A 19,297-nucleotide genomic window follows, 5' to 3' on the forward strand; every position below is an offset into this window, starting at 1 on the left:
CCATGGCGCCCGCCGCGCTGGCGGCGCAAGGCAAGGGCGCGATTGCCGCGCGCCTCGACCGGTTGCCCGCCACGCGCGCGGTCTGGAAACTGGTGCTGCTCCTGAGTCTCGGGTTCTTCTTCGAGCTGTACGACCTGCTGTACACCGGTTACGTCGCGCCGGGCCTCGTGAAAAGCGGCATTCTCACGCCAACCACGCCGGGCCTGTTCGGCACCGCGGGCGTCGCGAGCTTCATCGCCGCGCTCTTCAGCGGACTCTTTCTCGGCACCATCGCGTGCGGCTTTCTCGCCGACCGCTTCGGCCGCCGCTCGATCTTCACGTGGTCGCTGCTCTGGTACGTGGCCGCCAATACGGTGATGGCGTTCCAGGACACGGCCACGGGCCTGAACTTCTGGCGCTTCGTCTCGGGCATGGGGATCGGCGTGGAACTGGTCACCATCGGCACCTATCTCTCCGAACTCGCGCCCAGGCACCTGCGCGGCCGCGCGTTCGCGGTGTGCCAGACGATCGGCTTTTCGGCGGTGCCGGTGGCCGCGTGGCTCGCCTACCGGCTCGTGCCCAGCGCGCCGTATGGCCTCGACGGCTGGCGCTGGGTCGTGCTGCTCGGCGGCGTGAGCGCGCTGTTCGTCTGGTATTTCCGCCGCAATCTGCCGGAAAGCCCGCGTTGGCTGGCGGGCCAGGGCCGCGTGGCGGAAGCCGACGCCGTGCTCGCGCGCCTCGAGGCGCAGGTCGAGCGCGAATACGGCCAGCCGCTGCCCGCGCCGGCCGCCGCCGAACCCGTGGTGGAGAAGGCCGGTTTCGCCGAGATGTGGAAGCCGCCGTACCGCAAGCGCACGATCATGCTCGTGATCTTCCACGTGTTCCAGACCATCGGCTTTTTCGGCTTTGCGAACTGGGTGCCCACGCTGCTCGTGAAGCAAGGCATCTCGGTAACGTCGAGCCTGCTCTACACGACCGTGATCGGCCTCGCGGCGCCGCTCGGCCCGCTGCTCGGCTACTGGATCGCCGACCGTTTCGAGCGCAAGCATGTGATCGTGTTCATGTCGGCGGTGAATATCGTGGCGGGGCTCGTGTTCAGCCAGGTGAGCTCCGCGGGGGCGATCGTCGTGCTGGGCGTGGTGCTCACGCTCGCGGGCAACATCATCTCGTTCAGCTATCACACCTATCAGCAGGAGTTGTATCCCACGGCCATTCGCGCGCGCGCCGTGGGCTTCGTGTATTCGTGGAGCCGGCTCTCGGCCGTGTTCAGCTCGTTCGTGATCGCGTTCACGCTGCGCGAGTTCGGCGTGACCGGCGTATTCGTGTTCATTGCCGGGGCGATGGCGCTCGTGATCGTCGCAATCGGCGTGATGGGCCCGCGCACGCTCGGCAAGTCGCTGGAGAGCATTTCGCACTGACTCCGGCGCGAAGCCGCGCGCACGGGCGCGCCGGGACGAAAGCGCGCACGCGCGGCGGAGCACGTTCAAGGCGGTGTCACGGAATTGTCACGATAATCACGCGAAGATGTGGCCCCACCGCTCCTTCCCGAGATCGACGGAATTCCGATGAAACAGCCCGACGCGCCGCACGACCGCCCCGACACGCAAGACGAAACCCCCGAAACCGCCAGCCACGCGGACCAGCCCAAAGCGCCCGCTCGCCCGGGCCGCCGCCGCTTCATGGGCGGCGCCGCGGCGATGGCGGTGGGCGCGGGCCTCGCGGGCTGCGCCTCGCCGCAGTCGCGCGAGAGCGCCGTGACGGGCGTGGCCGCCGGGCCGGAATTCGACCGCTCGCTGCGCAGCAAGGTCAAGACGGTGGTGGTGATCTACGCGGAAAACCGCAGCTTCAATAATCTGTTCGGCGACTTTCCCGGCGTGGAGCGTCCGCTTGCGGCCGTGAAGCCCGAGGACTACACGCAGCGCGACCGCGACGGTTCCGTGCTGCCGAAGCTGCCCGCGGTGCCGGGCGGCTGGCTGCTGAAGGATCAAACGGTCGATGGCGTGAGCTACAAGGCCGGCCAGCAATACCAGACGAACTTGCCCAACGCGCCGTTCGCGCTCAAGGGCCCGCACGGCGAAAACCTGCCGCTTTCGCTCGTCACGCACGATCTGTGGCACGTGTTCTATCAGAACCAGATGCAGATCAACGGCGGCAAAAACGACAAGTTCGTGGCATGGGCCGACTCGGCCGGTTTCACGATGGGCCACTACGCGAACACGAGTTACGACTTGCGCATGTGGGACCTCGCGAGCGAATACGTGCTTTGCGACAACTTCTTCCAGGGCGCTTTCGGCGGCTCGTTTCTCAATCACCAGTATCTGATCGCGGCCACGCCGCCCGTGTATGCGGACCCGGCCGGGAGCATCGCGAAGTTCCAGATCGCGACCACGGTGAGCGGCCGCCCCGACGACCCCAATCTCAAGCCGCTCGAGGTCTCGCCCAGGAGCGCGATGGAAGGCATTCCGAAGTTCGGCCCGAGCGCGCTCACGCCGCCCGAAACGCTCGCCAGCGGCCGCACGGTGAGCTACGCCGTCAACACGATGATGCCGCCGTTCGCGCCCACGATCTATCCGCTCAAGGCCGACGGCGTGGTCGACTTCACGCTCGACAGCAACGCCATGGCGGTGCCGCCGCAAACGCACGAGCACATCGGCGACAAGCTCGACAAGCGCGGCGTCGGCTGGGCGTGGTACGCGGGCGCGTTCCAGCAGACGCTGGAGATGCACGGCAAGAACCTCACCGACGGCACGCCCGTCATTCCGAACTTCCAGTACCACCATCAGCCGTTCAACTACTTCGCGAACCTGGGTCCCGGCACGGCGTCGCGCGCGCAACACTTGCGCGACGGCGGTCTCGGCGACGACGAAAGCACCAACCGCTTTCTCGCCGACGCGCGCGCGGGCCGCCTGCCGGCCGTCACGTTCTACAAGCCGCAGGGCAATCTCAACATGCACGCTGGTTATGCCGACGTCGCTTCCGGCGACCGCCATATCGTGCACGCGGTGAAGGCGCTGCGCGCGAGCCCGCAGTGGGAGAACATGGTCGTGGTGATCACCGTCGACGAAAACGGCGGCTGGTGGGATCACGTCGCGCCGCCCAAGGGCGACCGCTGGGGTCCGGGCACGCGCGTGCCGGCCATCGTGGTCTCGCCGTTCGCGAAGAAGGGTTACGTCGACCACACGATCTACGATACGGCGTCGATCCTGCGCCTCGTCACGCGCGTCTACGACCTCGAACCGCTCGACGGTGTGCGCTCGCGCGACGAAGCGATGCGCGCACGCGGCCAGGCGCCCATGGGCGATCTGACCAACGCGCTCAATCTCGCTTGAGGCAGGGGAGTACGCGCGGCGTGGGCGCGCTCGAGCGCCTTTAAGCGCCCTTGATCGCCGCGCGTTCCGTTTCGAGCAGCCCGGCGAGCAATTCGCGGAACCAGCGATTGCCGTCGTCGCCGTCGTAGAGTTCGTGCCAGTGGATGGTCGACTCGAAACTCGGAAACTCCACCGGCAGCGGGTAAATCGCGAAATGGCCGCCGGCGTTGTAAAAGTCGGCCACGCCGCGCGGCAGCGTCACCATCCAGTCGGTGCGGCGCAGAATTTCCGGGCACACGTTGAAATGCGACACGCGCAGCGCGATTCGCCGGTGCAGCCGCGCGAGCCGCAGCGATTCCTCGATCAGCACATGGCTGCGATCGAGCGATGCCACCGCCACATGCGACATCTCCAAAAATTGCGCCGCCGAGATTTTGCGCGCCGGCAATCCCGGCCGTTTACGCGTCATGCACGCGTATTCCTCGTGAAATAACAGCGCATATTCGGTCGTTGCCTTCAGCGAAGGCAGATTGCCGATGGCGAAGTCGAGTTGGCCGAGCCGCATGTGTTCTTCGATGTCAGTGAGCAGCACGGCTTCGGCGGAAATCCGCACGCCCGGTGCGAGCCGCTGGAGCTGTTCGCAAATGGCCGGCAGAAACACCTGTTCGCCGACATCGGACATCGACACGCGAAATTCCCGCGTGCTCGTGGCGGGATTGAACGGCTCGCCGTGCCGCAACGCCTCGCGCGCCGCGGCCAACGCCCGGCCCACGGGATCCTTGAGCCGTTGCGCGACGGACGTGGGCAGCATGCCTTCGGGCGTGCGCACGAAGAGGGGATCGTCGAACAGCGAGCGCAGGCGGCCCAATGCGTAGCTCGTGGCGGGTTGCGAAAGGCCGAGCCGTTTGCCCGCCTGCGTGAGGCTGCGCTCTTCGAGCACGGCCTGAAACACACGCAGCAGGTTCAGGTCGACCTTGTTGAAATCCGTCATTGCCGCCACTCGCTCGCTCGTGCATTGGGACGGCAAGTATAAGGCGGCGCGCTGCGCGTGCGGCCAGGCCGCCAATAAAACTTAAAGGAACCTTAAAGCGATTGGTCCGTCTTTTAAGGAAATAAATTATCAGATCATTACGAATTTCCAACGCGTTTATTCGAAGGTGGAAATGATTTGATTAAAAATGAGACTTAAATGAGTATTGCGAATACTTTAAATCGCTGTAAATTTTTCTCTGTCGTTTTAAAGCAGGCAATAAATCCCGTTTCAGAATTTATTTCTTACATTTGAAACATCAGATTTAAGTGGGTCCCGACTTAAGATCTAATTCACCACGCATATATCGGGACAGCGAATATGAAGAAAAAGATTCTGTCTGTACGGGGTCGTTCACTCCGCTTCGTCACGCTCGCGCCAGCGGGCGCGCCACGTCACGTCCTGGCGCCGCCCAGCGCCTGACGAAGCCATCCCAGCTTCGCGTTTTCACGCGACGAACCCAGGTTCGGCGCCGGTCCAACTCGTTTCGAGAGAACCAACTTGCCTCTTCGCACGCCACGCCGCCGCCTGCCGCGCGCGGCAAAATCGCCCGTTCTGTCCACGCTTCTCGTTGCGCTCGCTCTCACGTCGGCGAGTGCGTTCCCGGCTGTCGCCCACGCGGCGTCAGCGGCTGCGGCCGCGCCCGCTTCTTCGTCCGTTGCGGACACCACCAGCGCAAGTCCGGCCGCGAGCGCGGCGGCCAATGCCGATAACGCCAGCGGCGCCAACGGCTTCGCGCAACTGAACCGCAGCGTGAGCGTCACGCGCACGGTCACGCTGCGCGAACTCGGCCTGCTCTCGGCCGTCACGCTCACCGCGCCCGACACGCGCCGCGAGTTCTTCCTGCCCGTGCCCGCCGACGTGCCGATCCACAACGCCACGCTGCAATTCGACGGCGGCTACGTGCGCGGCGACGGCGGCCGCACCACGCTGCTGGTGTCGCTCGACGGCTCGCCGGTGGCGGCGCGCGCGCTCGACAAGGCCGACGGCGGCGTGAATGTGAATCTCGGCGTGGACGGCGCGCCGCGTTCGGTCGGCTTCGTGCGCCTCGGGCTCGGTTACGCCTCGGTGATCAGCGACAACGTGTGTACCGATCAAACGGCGATCGGCAACGTGCTGCGCGTCGATCCCTCCACGCGCCTCAGCTACAACTTCGATCCCGCCGACGTGCGCGACCTGCGCACCGCGTGGAGCGCGCTGCCGTACGCGCCCATGATGACGATCGCGGGCACGCACCTGAGCGAAGCGTCGCTCGACACCGCATGGCGCACCGACGCGCTGCTGCAACGCGACGGCAAGCGCCCCGTGACCCAGGCGATGCCCGCCGTGGGCGCGACGGTCGATCTGCGCGACGTGAACGTGCCGGCTTCGCTGCGCGCGATTCCGGCCTTCAACGCGCTCGCCGCGGCCGCGAGCGGCGCGAACGCGGGCCACGCCACCGTCGCCGACGCGGCCGAACTTGGCGCGCTGCTCGCGCTCGCGCCGCGCAGCGCCTTCGGCCCCGACGTGCTGGTGGCCGACAACGCCCTGCGCACGACCTTCAACGGCGCGCTCGACGCGCTGCGCACCCAGGTGGCCGCGAGCGCGCCCGCCATGCTCGCGGCCTTCGACGCGTGGCGCACGGGCACCGCGAACCAGATCGCCGGGCCGCTCGCGGCCGGCGAGGCGCGCGTCGCGCATTACGGCGGCCGCGCGGTGATCGTGGTGGGCGACAACGCGGGCGCGGCCGTGCTCGCGCGCGTGTGGCGTCCTATCGACGTGGCGCAGCGCGTGGTCGTGCATCAGATCGCGCCGGGCGCGCACCTGCAGGGCAACGCGATCCTGCTCTCGGATCTCGGCGGCGAGCCGCGCAGCGTGGACGTGCACGACACGGCCTCGTGGGAAGCGAGCTTCGATCTCGCGGCCGCTTCGGGCCAGGGCAAGCTGCCCGACGAAGTCGTGCTCGACCTCGCCGCGTCGCCCACGCTGTCCAACGGCGCGGCATCGGCCACGGTCTATTTCAACGACGTGATGATCGGCGCGAAGCTGCTGAACGTGGATGGCCGCCGCGAGCGCCTCACGCTCAAGGTGCCGCGCTATGCCCTCGCGCGCACCAACAATCTGCGCGTGACGTTCCGCCGGCAGCCCGACGCCGGTTGCCAGGCGCGCCAGTCGTACCCGGTGGCGGTGCTGCCGAGCAGCTATCTGAAGCTCGCGGACGGCACGCCGAGCGCCGACTTCGTGGGCATGGCGGCGCGCTTCGCGTCGGCGGCCACGGTGTATGTGCCGCACGCGTATCTCGACGACGCCGTGCACGCCATTCCGCGCCTCGCCACGCTTACGGGCGCGGCCGGCGTCGCGCCGCTGCCCGCGCGTTTCGAAGTGGTCGCCGCGGGCGCCACCGCGAAGCCGTCCGGCCCGTTCCTCGCCGCCGATGTCGCGCTCGCCGATGAAACCGATCCCGTGCAGTTCTCGGCCGATCACCTGAAGCTGCAATCGCCGAAGGGCGACACGCTGATCGACGTCTCGGGGCTCTCGCGCCTCGGCGTGGTGAGCGTGGGCAAGTCGGGCGACGCGACCGGCATCGTCTATCGCTCGACCGGCAACGCGCCCGTGCTCACCGACAAGCTGCAACTGTCGCGCGGCAACGTGGCCGTGGTCGACGCGACCGGCGTGCTGCAACGCTTCGACACCGCGCACCCCGACGACCTCGCGGCCACCGGCGACGACAGCACGCAGTGGGTCACGCGGCATTGGGCGCGCTGGGGCATTCCGTTCGTGCTCGTGATCCTGCTGATCGTGCTGATCGTGGTGGCGCAGATCGCCCGCAAGCGCAAGAAGGCGCAGAGCAGCGAGGAACGCCGCGCGGCCGCGCAACAGCCGCCGCAATCGCCGCAATCGCCGTCGTCGTCGCAAACGTCGAACGATGGCACGCCGCGGGATCGCCAATGACGATGACGCTCGCGACCCTGGGGTTCTATGGCCGCGTGATGCTGGCCGAGTACTACCAATGGCTCGAGCACGCCGCGTTCGTGGTCTCGGCGGCGATCCTGCTGTCGAGCCTCGACGATCTCTTCATCGACCTCTGGTACTGGATACGCGAGGCCGTGCGTTTCTTCACGGTCAGGCGCCAGCACAAGCCGCTCACGGTCGCGCAGTTGCAGCAGCGCGCCGAGCAGCCGCTCGCGATCATGGTGCCCGCGTGGCACGAGCACGACGTGATCGCGGCGATGATCGAAGACCTCGTGCGCGTGCTCGATTACCGGTCCTACCGCGTGTTCGTCGGCACCTACCAGAACGATGCGGCGACGATCGCCGAAGTGGAGCGCATGCGGCATCGCTACAAGCATCTGCATCGCGTGGAAGTGCCGCACGACGGACCGACCTGTAAGGCCGACTGCCTCAACTGGATCATTCAGTCGATCTACCGCTACGAGTTCGAGTCGGGCACCGAGTTCGCGGGCATCATCATGCACGACAGCGAGGACGTGCTGCATCCGCTCGAACTCAAGTTCTTCAACTATCTGCTGCCGCGCAAGGACATGATCCAGCTGCCGGTGGCGTCGCTGGAGCGCGAGTGGTGCGAGCTGGTGGCCGGCACCTACATGGACGAATTCGCCGAGTGGCACGCGAAGGATCTGGTGGTGCGCGAAAGCCTCGTGGGCACGGTGCCTTCGGCGGGCGTGGGCACGTGTTTCTCGCGCCGCGCGATGCTCGCATTGATGGCCGAAACCGACGCGCAGCCGTTCAACACCGAGAGCCTCACCGAGGACTACGACGTGGGCGAGCGCATCGGGCGCATGGGCATGCAGGCGATCTTCGCGCGCTTTCCCGTGCAGTTCGTCACGCGCCGCACCACGTGGTTCGGGCTCGGCAAGGAACGCGAAGTCACCACGACCATGCCGCTGTGCGTGCGCGAGTATTTCCCGGATACCTTGCGCACCGCGTGGCGGCAACGCGCGCGCTGGACGCTCGGCATCGGCCTGCAAGGCTGGACGCTCACGGGCTGGAGCGGCTCGCTCGCGAACCGCTATCTGCTGCTGCGCGACCGCAAGGGCATCGTGACGTCGTTCATCGGCATGGTGGGCTACCTGCTGGTGATCCAGTTCATGTTGTTCGCGCTCGCCTCGCTGGCGGGGCTCACGCCCGACCTGTTCCCCTCGCCGTTCATCGACTCCCCGTGGATGAGCGCCATGCTCACCGCCAACTTCTGCGCGCTCACGCTGCGCGTGGTGCAGCGCGTGATCTTCACCACGCGGCTTTATGGCTGGGAACACGGCGTGCTGGCGGTGCCGCGGCTCGTTATCAGCAACTTCATCAACTTTCTCGCCGCGCTGCGGGCGTGGCGGCTTTTTCTCATTCATGTCGTGACCGGAAAACCGCTTTCGTGGGACAAGACGATGCACGACTTTCCGAGCGCGGGCGGCGTGCGCAGCACGCGTCAGACGCTCGGTGAACTGCTCGTGTCGTGGCAGGCGATCGAGCCGGAAACGCTCGAACGCGCGCTCAAGGAAGAACACGCTCGGCACGCGCCGCTCGGCCGCGTGCTGATGGCCAATGGCTGGCTCGACGAAGAAACGCTCGCGGAAGCCATTGCGTTTCAGAGCGACCTGCCGCGCGGCGAACTCGTGCCCGAGTGGCTCGACGATCCGGCCAATACCGTGCCGCTCGACGTGCTCGTGCGCTTGCGCACGCTGCAGCAGGGCGTCGATGAAAACGGCCACGCGCGTTTCATCGCCGCGAACCTGCTCGCCGATACCGCGCTCGACCAACTGCACGCGATCACGGGCCGCATCATCACGCTCGCGATCGTGCGCGAGAGCGAAGTCGCGGCGGGCTTGCGCCTGAAGCGCGGCGTGGACGAAGCGCAGTTGCGCGAAGCCCTCGACGGCGACGACGAAGAGGGCGGCGGCGAAGCCGTGACCGTGCGTGGCACGCCGCTGCTCGGCGATCTGCTGATCGAAATGGGACTGGTGTCGCGCGAGCGTTTCGAAGCGGCGATGAAGGCGTATCGCCCCGACCGCGACGGCCGGATCGGCGACTACATGGTGGCGCGCCACGTGATCTCGCGCGAGGCGCTCAAGAGCGCCGTGGCCGCGCAACAGCGCCTGCGCGAAGCGCAATCGGGAGGCCGATGAAGCGCGCCATTCCGAAAGCCCTGCCTACGCCGCGCAGTGCGCCGTTCCTGTCGCCGCATGCGCTGCCGCGCCATGCGGCCGTGGCCTCGCTGCTCGCGGCGCTGCTGGCGCTGCATGCGCCGCAGGCGCGCGCCGACCACGCCTTGCCGCTGCCGCTCGCCGGCGCGCCGTACCGCGTGGCGCGAGAGGCCTACGCGGCTTATGACGCGCACCGTTATGCCGATAGTGCCGCGCTCGCGAGCGAAGCCATACGCCAGCGGCCCGACGTGATCGAGCTGCGCATGCTGCTCGCGAACGCGCTGGCCGCCGACGGTCATCTCGACGCCGCCGAACGCAGCCTGAGCGACGCGATCGACACGCTCGGCCCCGACCGCCAGTTGACCGCGCGGCGCGCGCAGATCGCCTCCGTGGCGGCGGGCGGCGGTGGCGCCACGGACGTGCCGGGACCGGCCGGCGTGGCCGCGCGCGCCGCCTACGACGCGTATTCGCACAAGGACTACGACGCGGCCATCGCCGAGGCGCGCCGCGCCATCGAACTCGCGCCCGAGGTCGAGCGCCTGCGCTATCTGCTGATCGACGCGCTCTACGCCGATCATCGCGACGAAGACGCCTGGGCCGCGATTCAGGACGCCGACGCGCAATTCGGCGCGCAGGACGCGTTGCGCACGCGCAGCGAATACGTGGGCGCGCGGCTCGCGCCGGTGGCGTCGAACGCGGCGTTTTCGGCGCGCGAGCACGGCGATCTCGCCACGGCGCAAACGCTCGCCGAAAAAGCCGTGGCGTACGCGCCCGATCGCGACGCGTATCGCCTGCAACTGCTCGACGTGCTGTTCGCGCGCGGCGACTACGCGGGCGCGGAGCAGGCGGCGAGCGATGCCATCGCGGCGAACCGCAACGACGTGATGGCGTGGACCTTGCGCGGCTACGCGCGGGCGGCGCAACACGAACCCGCAGCCGACAGCGATTTCGCGCAGGTGCTGGCGTTGACCTCGGCGAATGATACGGATACCGAAGCAAGCAGCGACGCCACGAAACGCACCGCGCGCGACGACCGCGTGGCGCGCGTGATCGTGGCCGATGTGCGGCTCGCCGAACATCGGCCGCAAGACGCGCTCGACGTGCTCGCGCCGTTGCAGACGCAACAGGACGACACCGACGCCGTGATCGCGCTGCGCCGCAAGCGCGCGCAGCGCATGCTCGCGGCGAACCCGGCAAACCCGGCGAACGAAATGCAGGCCACGGCCACCGCGCCGTTGAGCGCGCAAACGCAGCCGGTGTTCGATTGCCGCGCCGATCAATACGGCGCCTCCTGCGACCTCTACGCCGCCGATCCCGCGTTCGCCGACGTGCGCGGCGCGCGCGCGGCCACGGCGCGCGGCGATCATGCGGCCGCGGTGAAGGCGATGCGCGCGGCCGTGGCGGCCGTCCCCGACGACCCCACGCTGCAACTCGCGCTGATCGACGCGCTGGTCGCGAACGGCAATACGCGCGCGGCTCGCGCGGCCGCGCGCGAAGCGTTGGCCTCGGGCGCGGCGGACGGCATGGCGCCGCTGCAAACCGCGTATCTCGCGCAGCGTGCGGGCGACTCGCCGCGCGCGTACGCCGAGTTCGCGCGCGCCGACGCGCAGGGCCAGTTGCCGCCGGCGGCGGCGGGCGACGCGGGGTATGCGGCGTTGCAGTCGCATCACAACGCGCAGGGCGCCACGTGGCTCGAACACGCGATCGACTATGGCACGCAGCCGCCCGCAGGCGTCGCGCCGATGACCGACGCGGCGCTCTCCGACGCGCGCCACGCGCATGCGGACGCCACGCGCAACTGGGGCTTCACGGCTTCGGTCAACTATCGCGGCGGCGGCATCCAGAGCGGCCTCGCCAGCAACAACCCCACGCCGGGCCTCGAAAACAACTGGCAGGCGGGCACCGAAGCGTACTGGCGGCCGTTCGGCAGCCTCGGCGAGCGCATGTTCGAACTCTACGCGCGCGGCTACGAAAACTTCGGCGTGAAGGGCGACGCGCCCTCGGGCGTGCAGACGCTGCAAACGGCCATCGGTGCGCGCGTGAAGCCGTTCACCTCGACCAACGCGATTTTCGCGTTCGAGCGCATCTTGCCGATCGGCTCGGCGGTGCAGGGCGACTGGCTCGGGCGCGTGGCGTGGTCGGACGGTTTCGGCGACGACCTGCGCGGCGGCGCGCCGAGCTGGTGGACGGGCACGGTGTACGGCGAAGCGGGCCACTACATCCAGCATCCGTCCACCTACGCCACGGCCAACGCGCGCATCGGGCGCACGTTCCGGCTCGACGCCATCAGCCCGAATCTCACGGTGTTCCCGCATCTGGTCGCGGGCGCCGACTACGACTCGACCATCGATCACAGCGTGCCCGTAGGCATCGGCGCGGGCGTCTCCGCGCGCTGGTGGTTCCGCGGCGGCCCGTACGACGCGCCGCGTTCGTTCGTCGACATGACCGTGCAATACCGTGTGCGCGTGGCAGGCGATTCGCGCGCGCGCGGCGTGTTTCTCGGCGCGACGTTCTCGTACTGAACGCGAATTCAGTACGAAGCCCGGCGCCGATCTCGCGAGAAGGAGCGAAACCATGAAAGTCCTGACTCTGTTTGGCACGCGGCCCGAAGCGATCAAGATGGCGCCGCTCGTGGGCGCGCTCGCGCGCGAACGCGAGGTGCAGAACGTCGTCTGCGTGACGGGTCAGCATCGGCAGATGCTCGACACGGTGATGTCGCTGTTCGGCATCGAGGCGCAGCACGATCTCGACGTGATGATGCCGGGGCAAACGCTGAACGGCCTGTTCTCGCGCGCCGTCGCGCGCATCGACGAGGTGCTCGAAGCGGAGCGGCCCGACCTCGTGCTGGTGCACGGCGACACGAGCACGGCCTGCGCGGGCGCGCTCGCGGCGTTTCACCGGCGCATCGCGTTCGGGCACGTGGAAGCGGGCTTGCGTACCGGCGATCTCGCGCGGCCGTTTCCCGAGGAAATGAACCGCCGGATCGTCGATATCGGGGCGAACTGGCTGTTCGCGCCCACCGAAACCTCGCGCGCGAATCTCGTGAGTGAACGGGCGCCGGGGCGCATCGTCGTGACGGGCAACACCGTGATCGACGCGCTGGCGGCCCTGCAACCCAGGCTCGCCGACGACATGCCGCTCGCGCGCGCGGCGGCGGCGCGCTACCCGTGGCTCGATGCGTCGCGGCGATTGCTGCTGGTCACGGGCCACCGCCGCGAGAGTTTCGGCGACGGCTTCCGGCAGATTTGCGGGGCGCTCGCGGAACTCGCGGCGCGCGAAGACCTGCAGATCGTGTATCCCGTGCATCTGAACCCGGCCGTGCGCGATCTCGTGACGGCCGAACTCGCCGGGCTCGAGCGCGTGCATCTGATCGCGCCGCTCGACTACGTCGATTTCGTCTGGTTCATGCAGCGCGCGCACGTGATCCTCACCGACTCGGGCGGCGTGCAGGAAGAAGCGCCGTGGCTCGGCAAGCCGGTGCTGGTGATGCGCGACGTGACCGAGCGCCCCGAAGCCGTGGCGGCCGGCACGGTCGCGCTGGTGGGCGCGCATCGCGAACGCATCGTGGAAGGCGTGGCGCGCCTGCTCGACGACGATGCCGCGCACGCGGCGTTTGCGCGGCGCGTGAATCCGTACGGCGACGGTTTCGCCTCGCAACGGATCGTCGACGCGCTGCTCGGGCGCGAGGTGGAGGCGTTCGCGCCCATCGAGCTCGCGAGCGCGGCATAGCGCGGGCTCGATGTATCGGCGTATCGATGTAGCGAGGGATCGGCGCGAGGCGGCTCGCGCGTGTTAGCGCGTTAGCGGTTTAGCGGTTTAGCGCAACGCCGAGCGCCACGCGTCGCGCAGCGCGTGCGCGCCCGGCGCGTCGCCGATCACGTACGGATCGAGCGCGAACGCCACCACGCGTTGCGCGCCGTAATCGCGCGCGATCTTCCACTGCGCCTGCACGCGCGCGTAGGTCGCGGCGCGCGCCGCGAAACCCGCGTTGCCGTTTTGCGGGGGCGCCCCGTGCGGCGCGACGTTCTCGAATAGCTCGACGATCAGATCGAACGGCACGCCTTGCGCGACGAACAGGTCGTGCAGCGGCTGCAAGGCCGTGTAAGCGCCGAGGCCTTCGGCGCCCGCGCCGTCCTGGATCATCGGATGCACGTCGGCGTGCGCGAGCAGCGTGCGCCAGAGGCCGTCGAGCGTGGCGTTCGCATGCGGCGCGGCGAGCCGGCTGTGATAGGTGGAGAGCGTGGGCGCGCGCGTGCTGGTGGCCTTCGCGACCTCGGCGAGCGTATGCAGCCAGGTGGCGAGACGCTGCGCGCGCGCGGCATCGGCCCAGGAATATTGCTCGATCTCATACGGCACGTACCACCCGCCGAACGCGCGATGACGCGGCCACGCCGCCGCGCGCATCCAGGCGGTCGCGCGCGCGGCCGTGCTCGCGAGAAAGGCGTCGAGCGCGTTCACGTCCGCCGCGCCGATCACCTGCCACCAGCGGTCGTCGTAGGGCAGCCCCAGATGCACGGTGATGCCGAGTTGCGCGCAGTCGTCGAGCAGACCTTGCAGCAGCGTGTCGGACGCCGCCCAGTCGTGGTTCTCGCTGCTGTTCTGCGTGTCGATGGCCACCCATTGCACGAAGATCGTCGTGCAGCCGAACTTGCGCGTGGCCGCGAGGCGGCTTTGCCATTGCTCGCGCGACCAGTCCAGATGCTCGCGCCACAGCTGCACGAACGTGCCCGCGAGCGCGACGGGCGACTCGCACGCCGCGAGCGGCAGGCAGGCGGCGAGCGCGGCGGCTTGCAGCAGGCGGCGGCGGGCGGGCGAGGTGGGCGCGGAGGGCACCAGGCGGGAATGGGCGCGCGTAAAAGGCATGCGGACGTGATGAGTGGCGAAGCCTGCATTTTAAAGGCGATGGCGCAAGGCGCGCCGCTTCGGCGTCGGGCGCGCGAGGGTACGGCAATTGCGAAAACGGCGCTTTCCTTTTTCGCGAAGCCCGCACGTCATGGCGACACTCCCGAAGCGCGAAGCTTTTCCCGTCGAACGCGCGCGACGCTACCTCGAACCCGGCCCGATCGTGCTCGTTTCATCGCGCTGGAGCGGGCACGACAACATCATGACGCTGGGCTGGCACACGGTCATGGAGTTCTCGCCCTCGCTGATCGGTTGCATGATCGCGGGCGGCAATCACAGCTTCGAGATGATCCGGCGCAGCGGCGAATGCGTGCTCAACGTGCCGACCACGCGCCTGACCGACGCCGTCGTGAAGATCGGCAACACCTCGGGCGCCGATCTCGACAAGTTCGCCGAATGCGGCCTCACGCGCGGCACGATGCACGGTGTGAGCGCGCCGTCGATCGAGGAATGCCACGCGAGTTTCGCGTGCCGGCTGCACGACGACGGCTGGGTCGACAAATACAACTTCTTCGTGTTCGAGATCGTCGATGCGCGCGTCGCGCCGTCGCCCGATTTGCCCGAGACGCTGCACTACACCGGCGACGGCGTGTTCACGCTCTCGGGCAAGGCCATCTCGCGCAAGCGCTGGTTCCGGCCGGAGATGCTATAGGGCGTGGTGCGCGAGCCGAAGCGATCCGGCCAGTTCCACTGCGCACGCTTAAGTGTCGACACTTTATGCGTAAAATCTCGTATTAAGGCAAAATGCGAGCGTACAATGCAGAAAGTGTCGACGTTAAACCGCCGTCAGGAGGAATCGACCGCATGAGTTCCGTTGCCGCCGCGTTCGCCCGCGGCCTGCATCAACTGGCCCGGCAGCCGCTGCCGCCCGAGGTCGTCGCGGAGGCGAAGCGCTCGCTCATCAACGTGATCGGCACGTCGATCGGCGCGTCGCGGCATGCGGGCGTGACCGCGATCCTCGCTGCCGCGCGCGATCTCGGCGTCGTTACGCTCGCGCCGGTGCCGGGCCGCCGCGAGCGCGCGGACGAGCATTTCGCCGCGCTCGCCACCGGTTTCGCAGGCCATCTCGACGACTTCGACGACACCCATCTCGCCACCGTGATCCATCCCGCCGCCTCGGTGTGGGCGGTGCTCACGGCGCTCGCCCCCGCCACGCAGCCCACGGGCGCGCAGGCGCTCGCGGCGTTTGCGCTGGGCTGCGAGGCGCAGTTGCGCGTGGGCGTGTCGATCTCGCCCGAGCACTACGATCGCGGCTGGCACATCACGGGCACCTGTGGCGTGATCGGCTGCGCGGCGGCGGCGGCGCTGCTGCTGAAACTCGACGCCGGCGGCATCGCGCGCGCGTGCGAGATCGCCGCGTCGATGTTCGTCGGCCAGCGCGAGGCGTTCGGCACCATGACCAAGCCATATCACCCCGGCAAGGCCGCGGCGAACGGCATCGCGGCCGCGCGGCTCGCGCAGCGGGGCCAGGCGGCGCAGGCGGAGATTTTCGAGGCGCCGGGCGGCTACTCGCACTCGCTTTCCACCCGCGTCGACTTCGAGCGCATGACGGGGCAGATGGGCGAGCGCTGGGAACTGCTGTCGAACACGTACAAGCCGTATCCGTGCGGGATCGTTGCGCATCCGGCCATCGACGCGGGTCTCGCGCTCGCCGCGCAGATCGCCGAGGCGGGCGAGATCGAATCGATCACGCTGCGCTGCCATCCGCTCGTGCCGGAACTCATGGGCAACCCGCAGCCGAAGGACGGCTTGCAGGCGCGCTTTTCGGCGATCCACGGCGTGGCCGCGGCGCTCTGCGACAAGCGCGTGGGCCTCGCGCAATACGACGACGCGCGCGTCGTGCAGCCCGACGTGACGGCGTTGCGCGCGCAGACGACGCTCGCGCCCGACGCCAGCGTGAATCGCGACGAGGCGTTTATCGAGGCGCGCCTGCGCGGCGGCCGTACAGTCGCGCATCACGTCGAGCATGCGCGCGGCAGTCTGGCACGGCCGCTCACGAACGCGGAGTTGCGCGACAAGGTCGAGCAGTTGATCGATCCCGTGCTCGGCGCGGGCGCGGCCGCGCGTATCGCCGGGGCCGTGCACGACTTCGACGCGTTGGCCGCGCTCGGACCTTTCTTCGAACTTTGCCTGCCTCGGGAGCCGCACCATGCATGAGGCCGCCGCGCATTCCGCTGTTTCCGAAGCGCTCGTGACACTCGCGCTCGCGCCCTTGCCGAACGAAGCGCAGGGCGCCGTCGAGGCGGCGCGGCGCGCGTTGCAGGAGAGTCGCGAACACGCTTCGAGCGGCGACGGCGTTTCACGTCGGCTAACGCAGCCGTTGCAGCCGTTGGCGGAGCGCGCTTCCTCGAACGATGCCCGACTGCGCGCGTGGACGCTCGGCGCGCAACTCGCGGCGCGCGGCGAGCCATCGCTCGCGACGCCGGTGCTCGCGGCCGCGGTGGCGGCGGGCGAGCGCTTCGGCGCCTCCGGGGACGCTATCGCCGCGGCCGTCGCCGCGGGCACCGAGGCGGCCACGCGCGTGCTCGCCGCGCTCGACAGCAGCGACTATCGCGCGCGCTGGAACGTGGTGTCGTCGATCGGCGTGCTCGGCGCGACGCTGGCCGTGGCGCGGCTCCTCCAGCTCGACGCGCCGCGCACGCGGCACGCGCTGGGCGTGGCCGCCACGCAGGCGGCGGGCCTCGCGCGCAACGCGGGCACGGCACTGGAAGCGATCGAGATCGGCAAGGCGGCCGCCGACGCGATCGAAGCGGCATTGATCGCAAAGCACGGCTTCACGAGCGCGGCAGCGGCCATCGACGGCAGGCGCGGGCTGGCCGCGCTCATGGCGTACCGGTTCGACGCGGGGCAGATCGTCGGGCGGGTGGACGCGGCGTGGCTGAGCGGGGCGTAGGCGGGGGACGGTTGGACGACGCGCGGTCTGGTGGGTGCCGAAGCGCGCGCTTCAAGCGCGCACCAGCGGGCAATGCGCGTAATGATCGAACGATCGAGGAAAGCGAGGGCGGGCGATGCGCTCCGCCGTAGGGCCGCCTCAGCGCCCCAAATACCGCTGCGCCAGCGCCTCGTACAGCGGCGGTGCGAACAGCTTCGACACCTGACTCGACACCAGCGCGGTTGCCATCAGCGAAATCACGAGCGCATGCCCATTAATCATTTCGATGACGATGACGAACGCCGTGATCGGGCTTTGCGTGACGGCCGCGAGATAGCCAACCATGCCCAGCGCGATCAGCATCGGCAATTGCATTTGCCCGAACACCATGTGCAGCGCGTTGCCGATGCCCGCGCCAATGGCGAGCGAAGGCGCGAATAAACCACCCGGCGTGCCCGGCAGGTACGAACCCACCATCGACGCCATCTTCAGCAGCGGATACGCCGCGCCCAGTTGCGATTGCCCTTCGAGCATGCCGCGCGCTTCCGCATAGCCGCTGCCGAACAGATGGCCGCCGCTCGCCACGCCGATCACGGCGATAAACAGACCGCATGCTGCGCCAAACGCCACGGGCCGCTCGTTGCGGAAGGCGAACACGCGCGCGGGCATCCATTTTTTCGTATTGAGCAGCAGCCAGCAAAAGACGCCGCCCGCGATGCCCGTCAGCACGCCGACCAGCACCACGGCCACGAACAGCAGATTCGGCAGCTTGCCGTTGATGGCGATCGTGCCGAAATACACGTAGTTGCCTTGCAGCGCGAGCGACACCACGCCCGCAAAAATGATGGCGGTGATGATGACGCCGCTCGTGCGGGCCTCGAAGCTGCGCGTGAGTTCCTCGATGGCGAACACCACGCCCGCGAGCGGTGCGTTGAATGCGGCCGACAAGTTACCGCCGCGCCCGCGAGCGCGAGCTTGTGCTCGAGCCCCGCGCGCGTGACGCTACGCAGGCGCGCCGGATAAAAACGCCGCAGCGCGAACATGAGGGCCGCGCCCACATGAATGGTCGGACCCTCGCGGCCAATGGTGAAGCCGCCGAGAATCGCGAGAAAGGACACGACGATCTTGCCGACCAGAATGCGCAGCGTGAGCAAGCGCGGCCCCAGTTCGCGCACGTCGTGCAGCGAAGCGATCACCTGCGGAATCCCGCTGCCTTCGGAGCCGGGAAACCAGCGCCGCGTGATCCAGACGCCGAGCGCGGCCACGGCGGGCGTGACGAGCAGCGGCAGCCAGAAGGCGCGCGCCGTCATCTGCAGGAAGAGGTCGTAGCCGAAGTCGATCAGCCGCGCGTAGAGCACCGCGACGAGCCCGGTGGCCACGGCGCCCAGCCAGAAGGTGCCGAAATAGATCCAGCGGCGTTGCCGGCGCCACAGCCTCGGTCGTTCGAAAATGGAGAAGATGCGCATGGGATCGCCGCCAGAATGCCAATTAAGGCATATTGTGACATAAATTCACTCGTCGCTTCGCGACCCGAACGAGACGCCCGTGCCGTCGAGGACCCAGTGGAACGCGCCGTAGATCGCCTTGTGCCTGGCCGCGAGATCGAGCAGAAACCGCTCGCCGGTGGGCGTGAGATGCACCTGCACCTGGCGCCGGTCGGCCGGATCGGCCTTGCGCGTCACGAGGCCGGCCGCTTCGCAGCGCGACACCAGCGCGGCGGTGCCGTTGGGCGCGGCCTGCAGGCGTTCGGCCAGTTCGCCCACGGTGGCCCATTGGCGCTCCGGAAAGCCGCGCACGTGCAGCAGCAATTGATATTGCAGCGTGGTGATGCCGGCGGCATTGGCGATTTCCTCGGAGGCGCGCAGAAATTTGCGCAGGTCGTAGCGAAACGCCGACATCGCTTCGAGATCGCGCTTGTTCAGCGCCGCGTGCTTCGCTGGCTTGCGTGTGCCCATGGTCGTCCTTTCGATGATGCGGCCATCATGCCAAAAAAAATGGCGCCGCAGGCCATGAGCCTGCGGCGCCATTGCGCGCGACACAGCAACGCGAACGGGCGGCGCGTACGGCATGA

The 19,297-nt window shown here is 68.5% G+C and carries 12 protein-coding genes and 1 pseudogene; 9 read left to right on the plus strand and 4 right to left on the minus strand.

The window, feature by feature from the left end:
- Positions 1 to 2 precede the first annotated feature (2 nt).
- Positions 3 to 1,397, plus strand: a complete 1,395-nt coding sequence (locus tag FAZ98_RS26820; protein WP_407672142.1) for an MFS transporter — start codon at positions 3 to 5, stop codon at positions 1,395 to 1,397.
- Between the two features lie 147 nt (positions 1,398 to 1,544).
- On the plus strand, positions 1,545 to 3,308 hold the full coding sequence (gene acpA, locus FAZ98_RS26825; RefSeq protein ID WP_407672124.1) for an acid phosphatase: 1,764 nt from the start codon (positions 1,545 to 1,547) through the stop codon (positions 3,306 to 3,308).
- Between the two features lie 40 nt (positions 3,309 to 3,348).
- On the opposite strand, the gene FAZ98_RS26830 is transcribed toward acpA, so the two are convergent.
- A complete protein-coding gene (locus tag FAZ98_RS26830) occupies positions 3,349 to 4,278 on the minus strand; it encodes a LysR family transcriptional regulator (RefSeq protein WP_158956556.1) in 930 nt (309 codons plus the stop codon).
- A gap of 540 nt (positions 4,279 to 4,818) precedes the next feature.
- Here FAZ98_RS26830 and FAZ98_RS26835 point away from each other — a divergent pair.
- Genes FAZ98_RS26835 through wecB form a run of 4 tightly spaced genes read left to right on the plus strand, consistent with a single transcriptional unit; the run spans position 4,819 to position 13,181 of the window.
- Positions 4,819 to 7,248, plus strand: a complete 2,430-nt coding sequence (locus FAZ98_RS26835; protein ID WP_233272853.1) for a cellulose biosynthesis cyclic di-GMP-binding regulatory protein BcsB — start codon at positions 4,819 to 4,821, stop codon at positions 7,246 to 7,248.
- 2 nt (positions 7,249 to 7,250) lie between these two features.
- Positions 7,251 to 9,434: a glycosyl transferase family protein gene (locus FAZ98_RS26840; RefSeq protein ID WP_158956560.1), complete on the plus strand. Its 2,184-nt coding sequence runs from the start codon at positions 7,251 to 7,253 to the stop codon at positions 9,432 to 9,434.
- A complete protein-coding gene (locus tag FAZ98_RS26845) occupies positions 9,431 to 11,974 on the plus strand; it encodes an NfrA family protein (RefSeq protein WP_158955767.1) in 2,544 nt (847 codons plus the stop codon). The genes FAZ98_RS26840 and FAZ98_RS26845 overlap by 4 nt, the downstream gene beginning before the upstream one ends.
- A gap of 52 nt (positions 11,975 to 12,026) precedes the next feature.
- On the plus strand, positions 12,027 to 13,181 hold the full coding sequence (gene wecB / locus FAZ98_RS26850) for a non-hydrolyzing UDP-N-acetylglucosamine 2-epimerase (RefSeq protein ID WP_158955769.1): 1,155 nt from the start codon (positions 12,027 to 12,029) through the stop codon (positions 13,179 to 13,181).
- An 87-nt stretch (positions 13,182 to 13,268) separates the two neighbouring features.
- On the opposite strand, the gene FAZ98_RS26855 is transcribed toward wecB, so the two are convergent.
- Complete coding sequence (locus tag FAZ98_RS26855; RefSeq protein ID WP_233272854.1) at positions 13,269 to 14,315, minus strand: DUF4434 domain-containing protein; 1,047 nt, start codon at positions 14,313 to 14,315, stop codon at positions 13,269 to 13,271.
- Positions 14,316 to 14,445: 130 nt separating this feature from the next.
- On the opposite strand from FAZ98_RS26855, the gene FAZ98_RS26860 reads away from it, so the two are divergent.
- The 3 genes from FAZ98_RS26860 (at position 14,446) to FAZ98_RS26870 (ending at position 17,247) form a co-directional block, all read left to right on the plus strand.
- Positions 14,446 to 15,006 (plus strand): flavin reductase family protein, encoded by a 561-nt coding sequence (locus FAZ98_RS26860; protein WP_158955771.1) that lies wholly within the window; start codon positions 14,446 to 14,448, stop codon positions 15,004 to 15,006.
- A gap of 152 nt (positions 15,007 to 15,158) precedes the next feature.
- A complete protein-coding gene (locus FAZ98_RS26865; protein ID WP_158955773.1) occupies positions 15,159 to 16,511 on the plus strand; it encodes an MmgE/PrpD family protein in 1,353 nt (450 codons plus the stop codon).
- Entirely contained in the window at positions 16,504 to 17,247 is a 744-nt protein-coding gene (locus FAZ98_RS26870) for an MmgE/PrpD family protein (protein WP_158955775.1), read from the plus strand. The genes FAZ98_RS26865 and FAZ98_RS26870 overlap by 8 nt, the downstream gene beginning before the upstream one ends.
- Before the next feature lie 138 nt (positions 17,248 to 17,385).
- Here FAZ98_RS26870 and FAZ98_RS26875 read toward each other — a convergent pair.
- Positions 17,386 to 18,692: pseudogene (locus tag FAZ98_RS26875) on the minus strand (chloride channel protein).
- A 45-nt stretch (positions 18,693 to 18,737) separates the two neighbouring features.
- Positions 18,738 to 19,181 (minus strand): MarR family winged helix-turn-helix transcriptional regulator, encoded by a 444-nt coding sequence (locus tag FAZ98_RS26880; RefSeq protein ID WP_158955777.1) that lies wholly within the window; start codon positions 19,179 to 19,181, stop codon positions 18,738 to 18,740.
- Positions 19,182 to 19,297 lie beyond the last annotated feature (116 nt).

The organism is Paraburkholderia acidisoli (genome assembly GCF_009789675.1).
GTDB classification, from domain to species: Bacteria; Pseudomonadota; Gammaproteobacteria; order Burkholderiales; family Burkholderiaceae; genus Paraburkholderia; species Paraburkholderia acidisoli.

Coding starts and splice junctions, on each gene's coding strand:
- FAZ98_RS26880 (WP_158955777.1), bottom strand. CDS start 19,181: ATGGGCACACGCAAGCCAGCGAAGCACGCGGCGCTGAACAAGCGCGAT.
- FAZ98_RS26845 (WP_158955767.1), top strand. CDS start 9,431: ATGAAGCGCGCCATTCCGAAAGCCCTGCCTACGCCGCGCAGTGCGCCG.
- FAZ98_RS26860 (WP_158955771.1), top strand. CDS start 14,446: ATGGCGACACTCCCGAAGCGCGAAGCTTTTCCCGTCGAACGCGCGCGA.
- wecB (WP_158955769.1), top strand. CDS start 12,027: ATGAAAGTCCTGACTCTGTTTGGCACGCGGCCCGAAGCGATCAAGATG.
- acpA (WP_407672124.1), top strand. CDS start 1,545: ATGAAACAGCCCGACGCGCCGCACGACCGCCCCGACACGCAAGACGAA.
- FAZ98_RS26830 (WP_158956556.1), bottom strand. CDS start 4,278: ATGACGGATTTCAACAAGGTCGACCTGAACCTGCTGCGTGTGTTTCAG.
- FAZ98_RS26870 (WP_158955775.1), top strand. CDS start 16,504: ATGCATGAGGCCGCCGCGCATTCCGCTGTTTCCGAAGCGCTCGTGACA.
- FAZ98_RS26865 (WP_158955773.1), top strand. CDS start 15,159: ATGAGTTCCGTTGCCGCCGCGTTCGCCCGCGGCCTGCATCAACTGGCC.
- FAZ98_RS26840 (WP_158956560.1), top strand. CDS start 7,251: ATGACGCTCGCGACCCTGGGGTTCTATGGCCGCGTGATGCTGGCCGAG.
- FAZ98_RS26855 (WP_233272854.1), bottom strand. CDS start 14,315: ATGCCTTTTACGCGCGCCCATTCCCGCCTGGTGCCCTCCGCGCCCACC.
- FAZ98_RS26820 (WP_407672142.1), top strand. CDS start 3: ATGGCGCCCGCCGCGCTGGCGGCGCAAGGCAAGGGCGCGATTGCCGCG.